The organism is Promicromonospora sp. NPDC057488 (assembly GCF_042802395.1).
GTDB lineage: Bacteria > Actinomycetota > Actinomycetes > Actinomycetales > Cellulomonadaceae > Promicromonospora.
The window spans coordinates 33,615-50,193 of sequence record NZ_JBHVEG010000017.1 but is presented as its reverse complement, the minus strand read 5'-3'; the positions used below and the strand labels follow the sequence as shown (position 1 = coordinate 50,193).

The following is a 16,579-nucleotide window of genomic DNA, read 5'->3' as shown; positions in this document are numbered from 1 at the left end:
CGCCCTCAGACCGACCGGGCGTGCGCCGCGAGCCGGTCGAAGGCCGCGTCCAGCTCGGCGTCGACGACCTGCGCCTCGGGGTGCGCCTCGAACCAGGACACCTGCTCGGCCGCACCGATGTCGTAGGTGATGGTGGTGCCGAACTCGGGCACGAGCGAGCGCACCTTCGAGCTGTCGAAGACCATCGAGTGCGCCTTGTCGCCAACCAGGCCGGGGCCCATGTCGGGCAGCACGCGGGCGATGGTCTCGGACGCGACGTGCACCAGGTCAGGGTTCCGGACGCCCGCGGCCTCGGCCAGCCAGGTGTAGATCTGGTCCCAGGTGGGCGCGTGGGTGCCGGTGATGTGGAACGTGTCGCCCACGGCCAGCGGGTTGCCGAGCAGCCCCACGAACCCGACCGCGAAGTCCTCGGTGTGCGTGATCGTCCACAGGGACGTGCCGTCGCCGTGGACGACGACGGGCTTGCCCGCGCGCATGCGGGCGACGTCGGTCCAGCCGCCCGACGTCGGCAGCAGGGTGCGGTCGTAGGTGTGCGACGGGCGCACGATCGTGGCGGGGAACCCGTTGTCCCGGTACTCGCGCACCAGCAGGTCCTCGCAGGCGATCTTGTCGCGGGAGTACTGCCAGAACGGGTTGCGCAGCGGCGTCGACTCCCGCACGGGCAGCCGCGACGGCGGCGTCTGGTAGGCCGACGCCGACGAGATGAACACGTACTGCCCGGTCCGGCCCGCGAACTGCGCGACGTCGCGCGCCACGTGCTCCGGCCCGAACGCCCGGAACTGGGCGACGACGTCGAACTCCCGGCTGCCGACGGCGGCGGCGACGGCCTCGGGGTCGTTCGCGTCCGCGACGAGCGTCTCCACCCCGGCGGGCACCGGACGGGTCGTGGATCTGCCCCGGTTGAGCACGGTCACCCGGTGTCCGAGCCGTGCGGCCCGGGCCACCGAGGCATGACTGATGATTCCGCTTCCACCGATGAACAGGATGCTCTGGGACATGCTCCAATCCTTGCACCGAGCACCCTGTCTGCGCTGGTCGGGGGCAAGATCGGTCCGAGGTGCGGACACCCTGCCGACCCTGCCCCCGCAGCACGTCGCGCAGCAGGTCAGCGCTGCACGCGCGCGCTGCCTCCGCCGGCCAGCTTGGCCACCTCGGCGAGTGTCGCCATGGTGGTGTCGCCCGGGGTGGTCATGGCCAGCGCACCGTGCGCCGCGCCGTACTCGACGGCCTCCTGGAGCGAGCCGAGCTCCATGAGCCCGTAGGCCAGGCCGGACGCGAACGAGTCGCCGCCGCCCACGCGGTCGAAGATCTCCAGGTCGGCCCGGTGGGTCGCCTCGGCGAAGCCCTCCGCGCGCGACCAGGCGATGGCGCCCCAGTCGTTGCGCGACGCCGAGCGCACCCCGCGCAGCGTCGTCGCGATCACCTGGAAGTTCGGGTACGCCTCCGACGCGGTCTTGATCATCGCCCGGAACGCGCCCGTGTCCAGGTCGGTCAGGTTCTCGTCGACACCCTCGACCTCGAAGCCGAGCGAGGCCGTGAAGTCCTCCTCGTTGCCGATCATGACATCGACGTGGCTGGCCAGGCGCCGGTTGACCTCGCGCGCCCGCTCCTCGCCGCCGATGCCCTTCCACAGGGAGGGCCGGTAGTTCAGGTCGTAGGACACGATGGTGCCGTGCCGGCGGGCCGCGGACATGGCGGCCTCGGCGACGTCGGCCGACGACTCCGAGAGGGCCGCGAAGATGCCGCCCGTGTGCAGCCAGCGCACGCCGCGGGAGAACAGCGCGTCCCAGTCCACGTCCTCGGGCTTCATCTGCGAGATCGCGGTGTTGCCGCGGTCGCTCACACCCACCGCGCCGCGCGCGCCGAAGCCGCGCTCGGTGAAGTTGAGGCCGTTGCGCACCGTGCGGCCGATGCCGTCGTACGGCACCCACTGCACGTACTGCGTGTCGAGGCCGCCGGTGAGCATGAAGTCCTCGACCAGGCGGCCGATCTCGTTGTCGGCCAGTGCGGTGACGATCGCGCCGCGCAGGCCGAAGCAGCGGCGCAGGCCGCGGGCCACGTTGTACTCGCCGCCGCCCTCCCAGACGTCGAAGCTGCGCGCGGTGCGCACCCGGCGGTCGCCCGGGTCGAGGCGGAGCATGACCTCGCCGAGGGCGACGACGTCGTAGGCGCTCTCGGCGGCGGGGCGGACGTTCAGGGAGCTCATCGGTTCTTCTCCTGGTCGATCTGGGCCGCGAGGGCCACGGCGTCGCGGGTGCGGCTGGTGATCCCGTCCCAGTCCCCCGCGGTCACGAGCTTGCGGTCCACCATCCAGGACCCGCCGACGGCGAGGACCGGGTCCAGGCCGAGGTAGTCGCCGAGGTTGGCGGCGCTGACACCGCCCGTGGGCACGAACCGCAGGCCGGGGAACGGCGCGGAGAAGGCCTTGATCGCGGCGGGCCCGCCGACCACGGACGCGGGGAACAGCTTGACGACGTCGACGCCCAGGTCGAGCGCCGCCATGATCTCGGACGGCGTGGCGACGCCGGGCAGCACGGGCACGCCGTGCTCCTGCGCGCGGCGCACGACGGCGGCCGACAGCCCCGGGGAGACGATGTAGCGCGCGCCGGCGTCGACGACGTCGTCCACCTGCGCGACGGTGGTGACGGTGCCGGCACCGATCACGACGTCGGGCTGGTTCTTGGCGACCGCGCGGATGGCGTCGAGGCCGCCGGCGAGCCGCAGCGTGATCTCGGCGACGGGCAGGCCGCCGGCGACGAGCGCGTCGGCGAGGCGGGCGCCCTCGTCGGCACCGTCGACCACGACGACCGGCACGAGCCGGTGCGCGGCCAGCGCGTCGAGGACCGGGTTGTCGGGGGATGACATGCGTGCTCCGTTTCGCTATGGTGAACGCCTGTTGTTCACTGCGAAACGCATGCTACGTGAGGGAGTCCCATGGAAGCCAGTCCGCTCGGCAGCGTCGACAAGGCGCTGCTGGCCCTCGACACCCTCGCGGGCTTCGGCGCCGCGGGTGCGCCGCTGGCCACGCTGGCTCAGGCCGTGGGCGTCAGCAAGCCGACGCTGCACCGCACGCTCGCCGCGCTGCGGCACCGCGGCTACGCCGAGCAGACGTCGGACGGCGCCTACCATCTGGGCCCCTCCGCACTGGCGCTGGGCAGCTCCTACCTGGCCGAGGAGAACCTCCCCGCGCTGCTGCACCCGGCCCTGACGGCGCTCAGCGAGGCGGTCGACGAGCTGGTGCACCTCGGGGTGCTCGCCGGGCGCGAGGTGGTCTACCTCGACAAGGTGGAGCCGCAGCGCGCGGTCCGGGTGTGGTCCGCCGTCGGGCGGCGGCGTGCGGCCGCGACCACGGCGCTGGGCCGGGCGCTCCTGTCGGTCCAGGACCTCGACGACGGTGTCCTGGAGCGGTTCGCCGGCGGGAACACCCCCGCGGAGCACCTGCGCGACGTGCTGGCCGACGCCCGGCGGACCGGCGTCGCCGGGGAGACCGAGGAGAACGAGCGCGGCATCGCCTGCATCGCGGTGCCGCTGCTCCGCGCGGGCCGGGGAGTCGCGGCGGTGAGCATCACGGCACCCGTGGAGCGGCTGCGCGGCACGGCGCGGGCGGAGCGCGTCGACGCGCTGCGCGAGCTGCTCCCGCCCCTCCTCCCGGCGGGCCTGTCGGTCCCGCCGCCGGCCAGCTGACCCGGGGCGCGGGGCGCGGGCACGACAAAGGCCCGGCCACCCCCATCGGGAGTGGCCGGGCCTTGTGTCAGGACCGGGTCCTACCGGGCGATCACGCCCCGCCGGCCGCCATCTGGCCCGACGGCGGCAGGTCGCGCGGCACCAGCCCAGCGCCCGCGGGCACCGACTGGGGCTCGGCCTGGGTCGGCCGACGACGCTCGTCGCGCTCCGTACCGCGGAACGTGAACTCGCCGAGGATGCCCTCGCCCTCGCCGTCGACGATCACCAGCTGGCCCGCCGTGAGGTCGCCGAACAGGATCTTCTCGGACAGCGTGTCCTCGATCTCCCGCTGGATCGCCCGCTTGAGCGGACGGGCGCCGAGCACCGGGTCGTAGCCCTTCTCCGCCAGCAGACGCTTCGCGGCGGGGGTGAGCTCGATGCCCATGTCCCGGTCGCGCAGGCGACGGTCGAGCTTCGCGATCTCCAGGTCGACGATCTCGATGATCTCGTCCTGCGAGAGCTGCGGGAACACGACCACGTCGTCGACGCGGTTGAGGAACTCGGGCCGGAAGTGCTGCTTGAGCTCCTCGTTGACCTTGGCCTTCATGCGCTCGTAGGAGGTCACCAGGTCGCCGCCGGCGTTGAAGCCGGTCTGGACGCCCTTGGCGATGTCCCGCGTGCCCAGGTTGGTGGTCATGATGATCACGGTGTTCTTGAAGTCGACCACGCGACCCTGCGAGTCCGTGAGGCGACCGTCCTCGAGCACCTGCAGCAGCGAGTTGAAGATGTCGGCGTGCGCCTTCTCCACCTCGTCGAACAGGACCACGGAGAACGGCTTGCGCCGCACCTTCTCGGTGAGCTGGCCACCCTCGTCGTAGCCGACGTATCCGGGCGGGGAGCCGAACAGGCGCGAGACCGTGTGCTTCTCCGAGAACTCGGACATGTCGAGCTGGATGAGCGCGTCCTCGTCACCGAACAGGAACTCGGCGAGCGCCTTGGCGAGCTCGGTCTTACCGACACCCGTGGGGCCGGCGAAGATGAACGAGCCACCCGGACGCTTCGGGTCCTTGAGGCCGGCCCGCGTACGGCGGATGGCCTGCGACAGGGCCTTGATGGCGGTCTCCTGGCCGACGACCCGCTTGTGCAGCTCGTCCTCCATGTGGAGCAGCCGGCTGGACTCCTCCTCGGTGAGCTTGACGACCGGGATGCCCGTGGACATCGCGAGGACCTCGGCGATCAGCTCGTCGTCGACCTCCGCGACCGTGTCCAGGTCACCCGACTTCCAGGCCTTCTCCTTGTCCGCACGGACCTGCGTGAGCTGCTTCTCCTTGTCACGCAGCCCGGCGGCCTTCTCGAAGTCCTGCTCGTCGATCGCCGACTCCTTCTCGCGGCGCGCCTCGGCGATGGACTCGTCGAGCTCCTTGAGCTCCGGCGGCGCCGTCATGCGACGGATGCGCAGGCGGGCCCCGGCCTCGTCGATCAGGTCGATCGCCTTGTCCGGGAGGAACCGGTCGTTGATGTACCGGTCCGCGAGCGTGGCCGCGGAGACCAGAGCGGAGTCCGTGATGGACACGCGGTGGTGCGCCTCGTAGCGGTCGCGCAGACCCTTGAGGATCTCGATGGCGTGCTCGAGCGACGGCTCCGACACCTGGATCGGCTGGAAGCGGCGCTCCAGGGCCGGGTCCTTCTCGACGTACTTGCGGTACTCGTCGAGGGTGGTGGCACCGATGGTCTGCAGCTCACCGCGAGCCAGCATGGGCTTCAGGATGGAGGCGGCGTCGATCGCGCCCTCGGCGGCACCCGCACCCACCAGGGTGTGGATCTCGTCGATGAACAGGATGATGTCGCCACGGGTGCGGATCTCCTTGAGCACCTTCTTGAGGCGCTCCTCGAAGTCACCGCGGTAGCGCGAGCCGGCCACCAGGGCGCCCAGGTCCAGCGTGTAGAGCTGCTTGTCCTTGAGCGTCTCGGGGACGTCGCCCTTGACGATGTCCTGCGCGAGGCCCTCGACGACGGCCGTCTTGCCGACGCCGGGCTCACCGATCAGCACCGGGTTGTTCTTGGTGCGGCGGGACAGCACCTGCATGACCCGCTCGATCTCCTGCGTGCGCCCGATGACCGGGTCGAGCTTGCCCTCGCGCGCGGCCTGGGTGAGGTTGCGGCCGAACTGGTCGAGCACGGCCGAGCCCGCGGGCTGACCTTCCTGAGGGCCACCGGCGGAGACAGGCTCCTTGCCCTGGTAGCCGCTCAGCAGCTGGATGACCTGCTGGCGAACCTTGTTCAGGTCGGCACCCATCTTGGTGAGCACCTGTGCGGCAACGCCCTCGCCCTCGCGGATGAGGCCGAGCAGGATGTGCTCCGTGCCGATGTAGTTGTGACCGAGCTGCAGCGCCTCGCGGAGCGACAGCTCAAGAACCTTCTTGGCGCGCGGCGTGAACGGGATGTGCCCGCTCGGCGCCTGCTGCCCCTCACCGATGATCTCGGTGACCTGGGTACGGACGCCGTCGAGCGAGATCCCGAGCGACTCCAGCGCCTTGGCGGCAACGCCCTCACCCTCGTGGATGAGGCCGAGCAGGATGTGCTCCGTGCCGATGTAGTTGTGGTTCAGCATCCGCGCCTCTTCCTGGGCGAGGACGACGACCCGACGGGCGCGATCCGTAAATCTCTCGAACATGTGCTGCTCCCTCACGAGCGGCGTACACCTGCACCGGCGGTACCAGGCCTGACCGCAACGACTCTATGCGCTCCCAACGCGGCGACCTACCGGTTGATGCCCATGTTCGCCAGGGGCGTGACGATGGACCGTCCGTGGACGGTAAAGCGCGCCCGGAGCGCGGCGACACGCCCGGGCGGCCCCGCGAGGCGGCGAGTCCGGGCTGATTCCCGGCCGATTCCGGCGAAGGTCGTTGACGCCTCCGCGTGCACCCGGCAGTCTCGTTCCCAGACCCGCACCCGCTCCGGGAGGCCCCATGGCGGACGAACCGAGCCCGACCCCCGAGTCCTGGGAACAGATCGTCGCGCGCTTCGCGCGCTTCTCCGGTGTCGTCGGCGAGGTGGACGACCCCCTGACGTGGGGTCTGGACCTCGTCGAGGAGGAGGTCACCGGGGTCTCCGACAGCACGGACCCGACGGAGGAGCGGTTCCTACGCTCCTACCGCACGTTCGCCGGCGAGACCGTGGAGGTCGAGACCCTGCGCGTGCCCGCGACGCCGGCGCAGGTCGAGGACATCGTGCGCGCCGCCTGCAGCGGCGCGCTCGTCGCCCCGCTGCACGCCGACGTCGACCCGGCCGCCTCGCCCGAGGCGGCCGACGTGACCGACCTCGCCGAGTCGTACCAGGACTACCGCAGCGCGATGCGCGCGATCGTCGCCGAGGTGGACGACGTGCCGGTCGAGACGAAACAGTTCCACGTGGACGGCACCGCCAAGCGCTGCATGCGGGTGACCGTGCGGAACGTGACCGCCGTCTACTCCCCCACGGCCGACCGGGCCCTGGTCGTGACCGGGCCCACCGACCTGGTGGACCGGGTCGACGTCGTCACGCGGCCCATCCGCAACCTCCTGCACGGCGAGGAGGGGCCGAGATTCTGAGCCCCGCGGCGGGCACGGCGGTAGGATCGCCGCCGTGATCCGCACCATCGCCTCCGCCGCAGCGGCGCGGCCCATGGCACGTCACGCCGCCGCACCACGCCGGCTCCTGCTGACCCTGCTGCTGCTGACCGTGCTCGCCCTGGCCGGGACGGCCGCCGCCGGGCAGCGTGCCGCGGCCGCCGCGCGCTATGGCGACGACATCCAGGTGAGCTCGGACGGCGTCTCCTTCGAGCCCGGCCGCGAGAGCGACGAGGTCGCCTACGTGGTCCGCTCGCTGAGCGGCAAGAGCGCGCGCTCCTACGGGCGGGACCTCACCCGCGGCGAGCAGAACCAGGGCTGGACCGGCTTCCGCGAGGCCAGGCAGGCCTACCCCGACGGCTACTGCGTGGTGTGGGTCGAGGTCGAGGACGCGAGCAGCTGGCACGAGACGAGCGGCGACAGCGTGTGCACCGCCACCGTGCGGCCCGCGGAGCCGACGTCGACCCCCACCCCGACCTCGACGCCCCGGCCCGCGGACGAGGAGACGCCGGAGGCCACGCCCACGCCGGCCGAGACGGAGTCCCCGGCGGCGGAACAGGCGGCGGCAGCGGCGACGGAGCCGACCCCGACGCCCACGCCGACCCCCACCCCGACGCCGTCGGCCAGCCCGAGCCCGACACCGACCCCGTCGGCGTCCGCCACGCCGAGCCCCTCGCCGTCGACCACGTCGCCCGGGGCCGGGCTGCTGCGGAACATCCAGGAGGTGTCCCCGGCCCAGGCGCAGACGCACGTGGCGCAGGAGGAGGACCTGCTCACGCCGCTGGGCTGGGTCGCGGTGCTCGGCGGCGGCGGGCTGCTGACCGTGGGCGGCGCGCTGCTGCTCCTGCGCCGCCTCACCTGAGGCCCGCGCCGCACCTCGCTCCGGCCCAGCCGGACGACGCCGCTCGGGGCAGACTGATCCGGTGACCACTCCCGCAGGCCTCCTGCTGACCCCCGGCGCGGGCGCGAGCCGCGAGAGCCCGGCGCTCGTCACGGTCGAGCAGACCCTGGCCGACGCCGCGCCGCCGCTGCCCGTGCGCCGCGTCGACTTCCCGTACCGCCTGGAGGGGCGGCGGATGCCGGACCGGGCCCCCGTCGCCGTCGCGCACCTGCGGAAGGAGGCGGCCGCCTGGGCGGACGAGCTCGGCGTGGGGACCGGCCAGCTGCTGCTGGGCGGGCGGTCCTACGGCGGGCGGATGTGCTCGATGGCGGTCGCCGAGGGCCTGCCCGCCGCCGGGCTGGTGCTGCTCAGCTACCCGCTGCACCCGCCGGGCAAGCCGGAGAAGCTCCGCGTGGAGCACTTCGGGCAGATCGAGGTGCCGACGCTCCTCGTCTCCGGCGACAAGGACCCGTTCGGCACGCCCGACGAGCTCGCGGCCCACGTCGCGGCGATCCCCGGGCCCGTCACCAACGTGACGCTGTCCGGGGCGCACGACATGCGCGGCGTCGCGCGGGAGAAGGCAGTGGCCGAGGCCGTCGCGGCCTGGGTCGCGACCCTCTGAGGAACGTGTCAGACCCTCAGGTCACCAGGGTGACCTGAGGGTCTGACACGTGCGGCGGGGTCCGGGTCAGCGACCGCCGGCCGGCTTCTCCGGGTACTCCGGGGGGGTCTTGTCGAGCTCGATCGCGATCTCGCGCCGCTCCGCGACGATGTGCGGCCGCTCCTCGTCGCGCTGCTCCAGCGCGTCCGCCTGCAGCTCGGCGTCCAGGTGGTCCCAGTACAGGGTGCCGTCGAGGTGCTGCGACTCGTGGATGAAGCAGCGCGCCAGGTAGCCGGTGCCCGACAGCTGCACCGGTCCCCCGTGCTGGTCCACGCCGCGCACCGTGGCGGCGCCGGGCCGTTCCAGGGGCTCGTACGCGCCGGGCACGGAGAGGCAGCCCTCCTCCTCGGTCTCGGGCTCGGCCTCGAGGTCCATCTCCAGGACCGGGTTGACCACGTGGCCCACGTGCCGGTCCCCGGACGCGTCCGTGAGGTCGTAGACGAACACCCGCAGGTCCACGCCCACCTGAGGCGCCGCGAGACCCACGCCCTGCGCCGACTCCATGGTGGCGAACAGGTCGTCGATCAGCCGCGCGAGCTCCGGCGTCGAGAACTCCTCGACGGTCCGGGACGGCGTGTGCAGCACCGGCTCGCCGATCTCGGTGATGCGCAGCACCCGGCCCCGCTCCACCTCCGGGGCGGTCGCGGGGTACTCCTCGACCGGCTCGCCGAGCAGGTACGTGACGGGCTTACGTCGTCGGGGGCGGGTCCATGCCATGGCAGAGAGGGTACCTTCGACGCATGCAGTCCACGCCGATCCGCGACGCCGCCGGCGCCGCGGGGTACGCGCTCGACACGGCGCAGCTGGCCGCGGCGGAGCACCTCGAGGACCTGCTGCACACCCTGGGCACGCGGCCCGGGCGCCCGCGTCACGACGGCCCGCGCGGGGTGTACCTCTGGGGCCCCGTGGGCCGCGGCAAGACCTGGCTGCTGGACCGGTTCCACGGCCGCTCGGGTGGGCCCCGGTTCCACTTCCACGAGTTCTACCGTGCGCTGCACGCCGAGGTCTGGGCCCGCACGGGCACGCCCGACGCGATGGAGCGCGCCCTGGACGCCCTGCTCGGCGACGCCGCCGTGCTCTGCTTCGACGAGCTGCACCTGCACGACGCCGGGGACACCATGCTGCTCTCCCGCGCCCTCCGCGCCCTGCTGGGTCGCGGGGTGACGCTCGTCGCGACGTCGAACTACCCGCCGCAGGGGCTGCTCCCCGACCCGCTGTTCCACGAGCTCGCCGAGCCCCTCATCACCCTGCTGGAGGCGTCGCTGGACGTGCGGCGGGTCGACGGCCCGGTGGACTACCGCGAGCTGCACGCCCCGGCCGCTACGGGATGGCGGACGGGGTTCGTCGTCACGCCCGGGTCGGCGGGCGGGTTCGCGGACAACGGGCCCGCCCGGCCGACGCCCGGCGAGGCCGTCGACGTCCCCCTGGCCGGCGGCCGCAGCGTGCGCGCCCTGCGCGCGGCGGACGGCGCCGTGTGGTTCGACTTCGCCGGGCTCTGCACCGCGCCGGTGTCCGCGTTGGACCTGCTGTCGCTGGCGGACCGGTTCGACCGCTGGGTGGTGTCCGACGTCGTGCCGTTCGCCGACTGCCACGTCAGCACGCAGGCGCGGTTCGTGAGTCTCGTGGACGTGCTCTACGACCGGGACCTGGCGCTCGTGGTGACCGCTCCCGGTCCGCTGGACGAGGTGTTGCTGGTGCCCGACGGCCGCCCCGCCCCGCCCGACCTGGCCCGCGCGACGAGCCGGCTGCGGCAGCTGGGTCGGGCCGGGCGCCTCGTACCGGAGCGGCAGGCATGAGCGGCGCGCACCGGCCGACCGTGCGTTCGCGGGACGACGGCGTCGCGGCCGCGCTCCGCCGTCGGGCCGTACCGGCCGTCGCGGCCGTGCTGACCGTGGTCGCGGGACTGTCCGTGCGGTCGGTGCTCGCGGGCGACGTGGCGAAGTACGCGGGCGACGCGCTCTACGCCCTGCTGATCTTCTGGCTCGTGCTGGTCGTGGCCCCGCGCACGCGCGGGTGGGTGGCCGCCGTCGTGGCGTGCGGGTTCAGCGTGGCGGTCGAGCTCTTCCAGCTCACGGGCGTGCCCGCGACGCTCGGCGCGCACAGCACGCTCGCCCGGCTGGTGCTCGGCACCACGTTCAACGCCCCGGACCTGCCCTGGTACGCCGTGGGCGCGGCAGCGGGCTGGGCGCTGCACCGGCTCGTCGTGCTCCGAGGCACCGCCCGGCGCTGACGGCGGGCCGCGGACGCCGTCACGGCGCGGGCGCCCGTCTCGTCGGTGGGGCGACAGCGACCTGCGGCACCGGAAGGACCCCGATGAACATCGCCCTGTGGACAGTGGCCGGACTGCTCGCGCTCGCCTACGTGGCCGGCGGCGGGCTCAAGGTGGTCATGAGCAAGCAGCGGATCCGCGCGACGGGCGGCGACTCGGCGGCCTGGACCGATGACGTCAGCCCGGCCAGGATCAAGACGATCGGCGTGCTGGAGGTCCTGGGCGGGCTCGGCCTCGTGCTGCCGGGCCTGACAGGCGTCGCGCCGGAGCTGGTGCCGCTCGCGGCGCTGGGCCTGGCGATGATCATGGTGGGCGCGGCGGTCACGCGGATCTCCCGCCGGGAGTACCGGCTCCTGGTGGCGGACCTGGCCTACCTGGTGCTGATCGCGTTCGTGCTGTGGGGCCGGCTCGGGCCCGTCCCGCTGGCCGCCTGAGGGGCCGGCGTCCGGCCGCCGGGCCGGCCGGTCACTCGACGACGCGCAGCGAGTGGTCGCTCGTGTTCAGCCGGCGCCCGCCGTCCGCGGTGACGGTGACGATGTCCTCGATCCGCACGCCGAACCGTCCGGGCAGGTAGACACCGGGCTCGACCGAGAAGCACATGCCGGGGACCATGGGCAGCTCCTCGCCCTCGATCATGTACGGCGGCTCGTGCGTGGTGACGCCGATGCCGTGGCCGGTGCGGTGGATGAACTGCTCGCCGTACCCGGCCTCGGTGATCAGCCGCCGGGCGGCGCGGTCCACCTCCTGGCACGCCGCCCCGGGGCGTACCGCGTCGACGCCGGCCTGCTGGGCTCGGCGCACGATCTCGTGCACCTCGCGGACCTGCTCGGTGGGCTCGCCCACGCAGACCGTGCGGCTGGTGTCGGAGCCGTAGCCGAACATCAGGCCGCCGAAGTCCAGCACTATGCAGTCGCCGTCCTGGATCACCCGCACCCCCGCCTCGTGGTGTGGGTTGGCCCCGTTGGGCCCGGATCCCACGACCGTGAAGTCGACCTGCTCGTGGCCGTGGGCGCGCAGCAGGTCGGCGAGGTCGGCGGCGACGTCGGTCTCGCGGCGTCCGGCGAAGCGGACCTTCAGGATCTCCTCGTAGGTCGCGTCGGCCGCGGCGCCCGCGGCCGCCAGGCGCGCCAGCTCGTTGTCGTCCTTGACCGCCCGCAGCATCGGGAGCCGCCGGGTCAGGGACTCGTACCGCGACCCGGGCAGCGCGGACTGCAGGCCGAGCAGGTGCATGGCCCACGTGTTGTCGGAGACGCCGTACGCGCCGTCCGGCCGCAGCATCCCGCGCACGACGTCGTACGGGTCGGCGCCGTCGGTCCAGCCCACGAGGGCGAGGGCGGGCGCGCCCTCGGCCCGCTCGGCGTCCGGCCGCTCCAGGGTCGGGACCAGCAGCGTGGGCTCCCGGTCCGCGGTGAGCAGCAGCATGGTGAGCCGCTCGGTGATCGCCGTCGGCTGGTAGCCGGTGAGCCAGACCAGGTCGGGCCCGGGCGCCACCAGGACGCCGTCGAGGCCGGCCGCGCGCCCGTCGTCGACCACGTGCGCCATGCGGGCGGCGTAGTCCCGGGTGGTGAAGGGGACGGCGGTGAGGGGTTCGGTGCTCATGACGTCTCTCCCGAGGGCTGGTCGACGGACGGGGCGTCCTGGGCCCCGCCCGTGGCGGCGGCGGTCGTGGGCAGCGTGTGCAGGTGCGCGGCGGCCGCGGCCGCCGAGTCGGACAGGCTGGCCCGGCCGGCCGGGTGCCGCACGATGACGACGATAGCGAGCAGCAGCCCGAGCGCGCTGAACACCGCCATGACCCACGACGCCGCGGCCAGCCCGGCCGAGAGGGCGTCGGCGTCCGCGGCGCCGTCCGCCACCTGGTTGGCGGTCACGCCGGCGTAGATCGTCGCCGCCAGCGCGGTCGCCACCGCCGCTCCGACATACCGGGCCATGTTGGAGACGCCGGAGGCCTCGCCGACCTGGTCCGCCGCCACCGAGGCCGTGGCGGCCGACGACGACGGGCCGTTCGACAGGCCCATGCCGACGGCGATGGCCACGAGGGGCAGCAGGAACACCAGGTACTGCCACGACGCGTTCGCGAAGCCGATCGCGACGAAGCCGGCGGCCGTGATCGCGAAGCCAGCGCCGATGACCTGCCGGGGACCGAACCGCCCGGCCAGCCGGGGCACCAGCGGGGCGACGACGACGAGGCCCACCGTGGCGGGCAGCGTGGCCAGCCCCGCCTGCAGCGGCGAGAGGCCGAGCGTCGACGGGTCCTGGAAGTAGAGGCTGAGCAGGTACATGAGCGCGTTGATGGTGCCCGCGCCGATCAGGATGGCGATGGTCGCGCCCACCAGGACCCGGTTGCGCAGCAGGCGCAGGTCCAGGAGCGGGGCGGCGACCCGGCGCTCGGTCCGCACGAAGGCCCAGCCCGCGACCAGCGTGATCGCGAAGCAGGTGAGCGTGGGCACCGAGATCCACCCCCAGTCGCCGCTCTTGCTCACCCCGAGGATCAGCGGCATCAGGGTCAGGGCGATCAGGAAGGTGCCGAGGTAGTCGATGGACCGTGGCGCGTCCGGGTCCCGGGACTCCGCGACGGCGAAGTAGGTGAGCGCCATGCACAGCACCGCCACGCCGGCGTCGATCCAGAACAGCCCCTGCCACCCCGTGACGTCAACCAGGACACCGCCGACCAGCGGCCCGGCGGCGGCCCCCACCGCCGCCGCGGCGCCCCACAGCGAGACGGCGCGCAAGTTCTCGTCGCCCTTCGTGGCCACCGACAGCAGGCTCAGCCCGCAAGCCAGGATGGTGGCGCCGGCGGCGCCCTGGATGACCCGGCCCGCGATGACCATGCCGCCCGACTGTGCCAGCGCGATCAGCACGCAGGAGACGACGAACAGCGCCAGGCCGAGCTGGAAGACCCGCTTGCGCCCGAAGACGTCGCCGAGCGAGCCGGAGGTGATGATCACTGCCGCGCCGACCAGCGAGTAACCGGTGACGGCCCACTGCAAGGTGTCGACCGACATCCCGGTGTCCTCGCTGATCGCCGGCAGGAGGATGCTGACCGCCGAGGTGTTCGCGTTGACGACCAGCGTCGAGATGCAGGTCGCCGCCAGCACGCCTCCGGCGCCGACCGGGGTGCTCGTCGCGTTCATCCGGGGTCCCTCCCGAGCGAGACCCTAGGAGCCGCCCGGGCGCGGCCGGTCACCCGAATTGGGTGAGAGAGGCAGGTGGCCCCCGGTCAGAGATGGTTCTGACCTGGCCCGTGCGAGAGGGGCCTACCGGGTCAGGCTCGGCCGCAGAGCAACAACCAGGTCGGCGGCGAGGAACGACACCGCGGATGCGACCTGCTCGGGCTCGCCCACGAGCTCCTCGGCCCGGCCGGCCATCACCGCGCCAAGGGAATCAGGTCCACGGCCGAAGAGTTCGTCGAGATGGTCGATCGCCTCACGGGTCACCTCGTGGCTCAGGTCGTTGCGGAGCAGGTCGTCGATCGCAGTACGGAGCGTCTCGGTCTCCACGGCACGAAGCACCCGGTAGATGTCGTGCGCGTCCTTGTCGTTGAGCCTGGTGGGCGCCCCTACACGCTCCGCGATCTTGAACAGCTTCGCGACCAGAAGGGCAGCGGGCCCAGCAACACGCGCTCGGATCTCTCGCGGGTCCTCGGGATCGAGCGCGCGGACTGCGATCTCCGAGTTGTCGACGAGCGCCGCCTCCAGGCCCCGGGCGCGCCTGGCAACGCCCTTGTGGTGTGGTGGGATGCGGGCGCCGCGCCTGCCACCCAAGCCAGCCAGCTGCTCCGGAACCATCAGATCGACAGGGATCCCATCACTGCTGAGCCACGAACCTGGCTGATCTCCCGGTACGAAGCCACCGCTCTTCATCGCCGCTTCGAGGAGCGGATCGTCGACCAGGGCCCTGGGGTCGAGCGCCACGTCGCTGTCCTTGGTGGCTTCGGCCAACGCTACGTCCACGCCCCCGGTCTGGAGATAGATCGCCTGAGCCCCGATGACGACAACTGCGTCGCGCTGATCCGCTAGCGCCTCGAGCGCATCGAGGAGGACTGCTCGGGACCTCGCAAGCAGGTCGAGCTCATGTCCGTGACTCCGCATTTCGTTCCTTCCATGCCGCGAACTCAGGGCTGTTCTCAGCCCATTCGATGAGAGCCTCCGCCTCGGACGGCGATCGGCCCGGCCCTGTCATCAGGTCGACCGCGACCTGAGTCGGCGCGGCGAGAACAAGGCCGTCAACCATCATCGTTCGCTCGGTCAGAACATCGAACACAGGTTCGGCAAGGATCACGTTCGCCCCCCTGTCGGTCTCGCGCAGCCCCCACTCCTCAGCGATCAGCCGGGGCCGGGCCGCGTACGCCATGACAGAACGTGCCGGGGCATAGGGCGCCCACGCGGCGGCCGCCACCGACCCGGTCACCGCGTACTCCTCACGGGCACCCGCGCGGATCTGGTCCACGAGGTGCTCCACGCCCCGGGGCGCGACCCAACGAGTCAGGGCGTTGGCCTGCGAGAACTGATAGTCCTGGCCCCACCTGCGCAGAAGCCCCGACCAGTCGGTGAGGGTCAGGTCTCCCCCGCGACTTCTGGTCACGAGCGACTCGGACTCCAGGAATTCGATCACGCGATAGACGGAGCCGGTCGCGGCCCCAGAAACATCAACCAGTCGCCGGATCCGCCACTGGTCAGGGAAGTCGAGGAGTGCTCGCACGACCCGGGCTGCGGGCTCCCCCTTGAGCGCCCCGCGGGGTCGTCCGGGCCCGCGCCACGGGTCCTTGTCCGCTCCACGATCGGAGACGAACAGACCCGGCATATCGACTCGCACCAGCACGTTGCCGGTCGCGTCCGCGTACGACAACCCGGCCTCCGCCAGACGTGTGCGCACGGAACCGGTCAGGTAGCGGGCGACAACCATCCCGGTCGATCCCGGAACCGCCTCCATGAGGCCGGCGAGCTTTGCGCTAACGGTGGCGACGTCGCGAGCCTCCAGCGTGGTCTTGGCCTCGACGAGAACCACGGCCGCAACCTGGTCCGGCGATGTGAAGCGAAGAATCAGGTCAGCACCATCGGCGCGGTCCGACGACTCGGCCACGCCCCAGGCGGGCGGCAGCCGAGTTCGAAGGACGTCGACGGCAGCCTGAACAACCTGCCGTTCGTCGCGGGGCTTCGCGGGCAGAGGCTCCATGTTCAGATAATAGGCCCTCTCAGCCGTCGACGGAGAGCGGCAATTAGCTGAACATGTTCGAGGGGCAGCCAGCTACGTTTCCGTAGATCGCGGTTTCCAGCTCCCACCGGGCGGCGGGCCCAACGTGGGAGAGCGGAGTACGCCGGGGGTGCGCGAGATGCCCGCAACGGAGCCTGAGATGCAAGAAACCCCGGCCAACCGAGGCACATATGGCCTGGTCGGACGGGGTGTCCTTGGTGGAGCCGCCTGTGGGAATCGAACCCACGACCTTCTCATTACGAGTGAGACGCTCTGCCGACTGAGCTAAGGCGGCGCACGCACCGCAC

Annotated in this window: 16 protein-coding genes and 1 tRNA gene; 7 read left to right on the top strand and 10 right to left on the bottom strand. The window is 72.5% G+C overall.

Translation table 11 applies throughout. The features are described 5' to 3' along the window. Window positions 1-5: 5 nt before the first annotated feature. The 3 genes from ACFU5G_RS05745 to eda form a co-directional block, all read right to left on the bottom strand. Window positions 6-998, bottom strand: coding sequence for an NAD-dependent epimerase/dehydratase family protein (locus ACFU5G_RS05745; protein ID WP_377241682.1), 993 nt, complete (start codon window positions 996-998; stop codon window positions 6-8). 107 nt (window positions 999-1,105) lie between these two features. Then, the gene (locus tag ACFU5G_RS05740; protein ID WP_020015865.1) at window positions 1,106-2,206 is read right to left on the bottom strand and encodes a sugar kinase; all 1,101 of its coding nucleotides are present in this window, start codon (window positions 2,204-2,206) and stop codon (window positions 1,106-1,108) included. Continuing rightward, a complete protein-coding gene (gene eda, locus ACFU5G_RS05735; RefSeq protein WP_377241680.1) occupies window positions 2,203-2,865 on the bottom strand; it encodes a bifunctional 4-hydroxy-2-oxoglutarate aldolase/2-dehydro-3-deoxy-phosphogluconate aldolase in 663 nt (220 codons plus the stop codon). The genes ACFU5G_RS05740 and eda overlap by 4 nt, the downstream gene beginning before the upstream one ends. A 69-nt stretch (window positions 2,866-2,934) precedes the next feature. Here eda and ACFU5G_RS05730 point away from each other — a divergent pair, with 69 nt between their 5' ends. Then, window positions 2,935-3,684, top strand: a complete 750-nt coding sequence (locus tag ACFU5G_RS05730) for an IclR family transcriptional regulator (RefSeq protein WP_377241678.1) — start codon at window positions 2,935-2,937, stop codon at window positions 3,682-3,684. A 91-nt stretch (window positions 3,685-3,775) separates the two neighbouring features. Here the strand turns inward: ACFU5G_RS05730 and ACFU5G_RS05725 are convergent, their stop codons facing one another. Continuing rightward, the gene (locus tag ACFU5G_RS05725; protein ID WP_377241676.1) at window positions 3,776-6,337 is read right to left on the bottom strand and encodes an ATP-dependent Clp protease ATP-binding subunit; all 2,562 of its coding nucleotides are present in this window, start codon (window positions 6,335-6,337) and stop codon (window positions 3,776-3,778) included. Window positions 6,338-6,632: 295 nt separating this feature from the next. On the opposite strand from ACFU5G_RS05725, the gene ACFU5G_RS05720 reads away from it, so the two are divergent. The 3 genes from ACFU5G_RS05720 to ACFU5G_RS05710 all read left to right on the top strand — a co-directional run bounded on the left by ACFU5G_RS05720 (window position 6,633) and on the right by ACFU5G_RS05710 (window position 8,773). Continuing rightward, complete coding sequence (locus ACFU5G_RS05720; protein WP_377241674.1) at window positions 6,633-7,253, top strand: hypothetical protein; 621 nt, start codon at window positions 6,633-6,635, stop codon at window positions 7,251-7,253. A gap of 34 nt (window positions 7,254-7,287) precedes the next feature. Then, complete coding sequence (locus ACFU5G_RS05715) at window positions 7,288-8,133, top strand: hypothetical protein (RefSeq protein ID WP_377241672.1); 846 nt, start codon at window positions 7,288-7,290, stop codon at window positions 8,131-8,133. 61 nt (window positions 8,134-8,194) lie between these two features. Continuing rightward, entirely contained in the window at window positions 8,195-8,773 is a 579-nt protein-coding gene (locus ACFU5G_RS05710) for an alpha/beta family hydrolase (RefSeq protein ID WP_377241670.1), read from the top strand. A gap of 66 nt (window positions 8,774-8,839) precedes the next feature. Here the strand turns inward: ACFU5G_RS05710 and def are convergent, their stop codons facing one another. Beyond that, window positions 8,840-9,529: a peptide deformylase gene (gene def / locus ACFU5G_RS05705; protein WP_121385961.1), complete on the bottom strand. Its 690-nt coding sequence runs from the start codon at window positions 9,527-9,529 to the stop codon at window positions 8,840-8,842. 23 nt (window positions 9,530-9,552) lie between these two features. On the opposite strand from def, the gene zapE reads away from it, so the two are divergent. The 3 genes from zapE (at window position 9,553) to ACFU5G_RS05690 (ending at window position 11,515) form a co-directional block, all read left to right on the top strand. Then, a complete protein-coding gene (zapE, locus tag ACFU5G_RS05700; protein WP_377241668.1) occupies window positions 9,553-10,608 on the top strand; it encodes a cell division protein ZapE in 1,056 nt (351 codons plus the stop codon). Beyond that, the gene (locus ACFU5G_RS05695) at window positions 10,605-11,042 is read left to right on the top strand and encodes a DUF2809 domain-containing protein (protein WP_377241666.1); all 438 of its coding nucleotides are present in this window, start codon (window positions 10,605-10,607) and stop codon (window positions 11,040-11,042) included. The genes zapE and ACFU5G_RS05695 overlap by 4 nt, the downstream gene beginning before the upstream one ends. Before the next feature lie 83 nt (window positions 11,043-11,125). Beyond that, window positions 11,126-11,515 (top strand): DoxX family protein, encoded by a 390-nt coding sequence (locus ACFU5G_RS05690; protein WP_377241664.1) that lies wholly within the window; start codon window positions 11,126-11,128, stop codon window positions 11,513-11,515. Window positions 11,516-11,546: 31 nt separating this feature from the next. On the opposite strand, the gene ACFU5G_RS05685 is transcribed toward ACFU5G_RS05690, so the two are convergent. From ACFU5G_RS05685 to ACFU5G_RS05665, 5 genes are all read right to left on the bottom strand, one after another. Beyond that, window positions 11,547-12,680 carry an aminopeptidase P family protein gene (locus tag ACFU5G_RS05685; protein WP_377241662.1) on the bottom strand — a complete coding sequence of 378 codons (1,134 nt, stop codon included), beginning with the start codon at window positions 12,678-12,680 and terminating at the stop codon, window positions 11,547-11,549. After that, complete coding sequence (locus ACFU5G_RS05680; RefSeq protein ID WP_377241660.1) at window positions 12,677-14,212, bottom strand: MFS transporter; 1,536 nt, start codon at window positions 14,210-14,212, stop codon at window positions 12,677-12,679. Before ACFU5G_RS05680 ends, ACFU5G_RS05685 begins: the two co-directional genes overlap by 4 nt. Window positions 14,213-14,335: 123 nt before the next feature. After that, window positions 14,336-15,019 carry a hypothetical protein gene (locus ACFU5G_RS05675; RefSeq protein ID WP_377241658.1) on the bottom strand — a complete coding sequence of 228 codons (684 nt, stop codon included), beginning with the start codon at window positions 15,017-15,019 and terminating at the stop codon, window positions 14,336-14,338. A gap of 130 nt (window positions 15,020-15,149) precedes the next feature. Continuing rightward, on the bottom strand, window positions 15,150-16,253 hold the full coding sequence (locus ACFU5G_RS05670) for a hypothetical protein (RefSeq protein ID WP_377241656.1): 1,104 nt from the start codon (window positions 16,251-16,253) through the stop codon (window positions 15,150-15,152). A gap of 237 nt (window positions 16,254-16,490) precedes the next feature. Then, window positions 16,491-16,566, bottom strand: a tRNA-Thr gene (locus tag ACFU5G_RS05665). Window positions 16,567-16,579 lie beyond the last annotated feature (13 nt).

What these genes read in the sequence shown, in the direction of transcription:
- ACFU5G_RS05745 (WP_377241682.1), bottom strand. Translation starts at nt 998, where the DNA reads ATGTCCCAGAGCATCCTGTTCATCGGTGGAAGCGGAATCATCAGTCAT.
- ACFU5G_RS05740 (WP_020015865.1), bottom strand. Translation starts at nt 2,206, where the DNA reads ATGAGCTCCCTGAACGTCCGCCCCGCCGCCGAGAGCGCCTACGACGTC.
- eda (WP_377241680.1), bottom strand. Translation starts at nt 2,865, where the DNA reads ATGTCATCCCCCGACAACCCGGTCCTCGACGCGCTGGCCGCGCACCGG.
- ACFU5G_RS05730 (WP_377241678.1), top strand. Translation starts at nt 2,935, where the DNA reads ATGGAAGCCAGTCCGCTCGGCAGCGTCGACAAGGCGCTGCTGGCCCTC.
- ACFU5G_RS05725 (WP_377241676.1), bottom strand. Translation starts at nt 6,337, where the DNA reads ATGTTCGAGAGATTTACGGATCGCGCCCGTCGGGTCGTCGTCCTCGCC.
- ACFU5G_RS05720 (WP_377241674.1), top strand. Translation starts at nt 6,633, where the DNA reads ATGGCGGACGAACCGAGCCCGACCCCCGAGTCCTGGGAACAGATCGTC.
- def (WP_121385961.1), bottom strand. Translation starts at nt 9,529, where the DNA reads ATGGCATGGACCCGCCCCCGACGACGTAAGCCCGTCACGTACCTGCTC.
- zapE (WP_377241668.1), top strand. Translation starts at nt 9,553, where the DNA reads ATGCAGTCCACGCCGATCCGCGACGCCGCCGGCGCCGCGGGGTACGCG.
- ACFU5G_RS05695 (WP_377241666.1), top strand. Translation starts at nt 10,605, where the DNA reads ATGAGCGGCGCGCACCGGCCGACCGTGCGTTCGCGGGACGACGGCGTC.
- ACFU5G_RS05690 (WP_377241664.1), top strand. Translation starts at nt 11,126, where the DNA reads ATGAACATCGCCCTGTGGACAGTGGCCGGACTGCTCGCGCTCGCCTAC.
- ACFU5G_RS05685 (WP_377241662.1), bottom strand. Translation starts at nt 12,680, where the DNA reads ATGAGCACCGAACCCCTCACCGCCGTCCCCTTCACCACCCGGGACTAC.
- ACFU5G_RS05680 (WP_377241660.1), bottom strand. Translation starts at nt 14,212, where the DNA reads ATGAACGCGACGAGCACCCCGGTCGGCGCCGGAGGCGTGCTGGCGGCG.
- ACFU5G_RS05670 (WP_377241656.1), bottom strand. Translation starts at nt 16,253, where the DNA reads ATGGAGCCTCTGCCCGCGAAGCCCCGCGACGAACGGCAGGTTGTTCAG.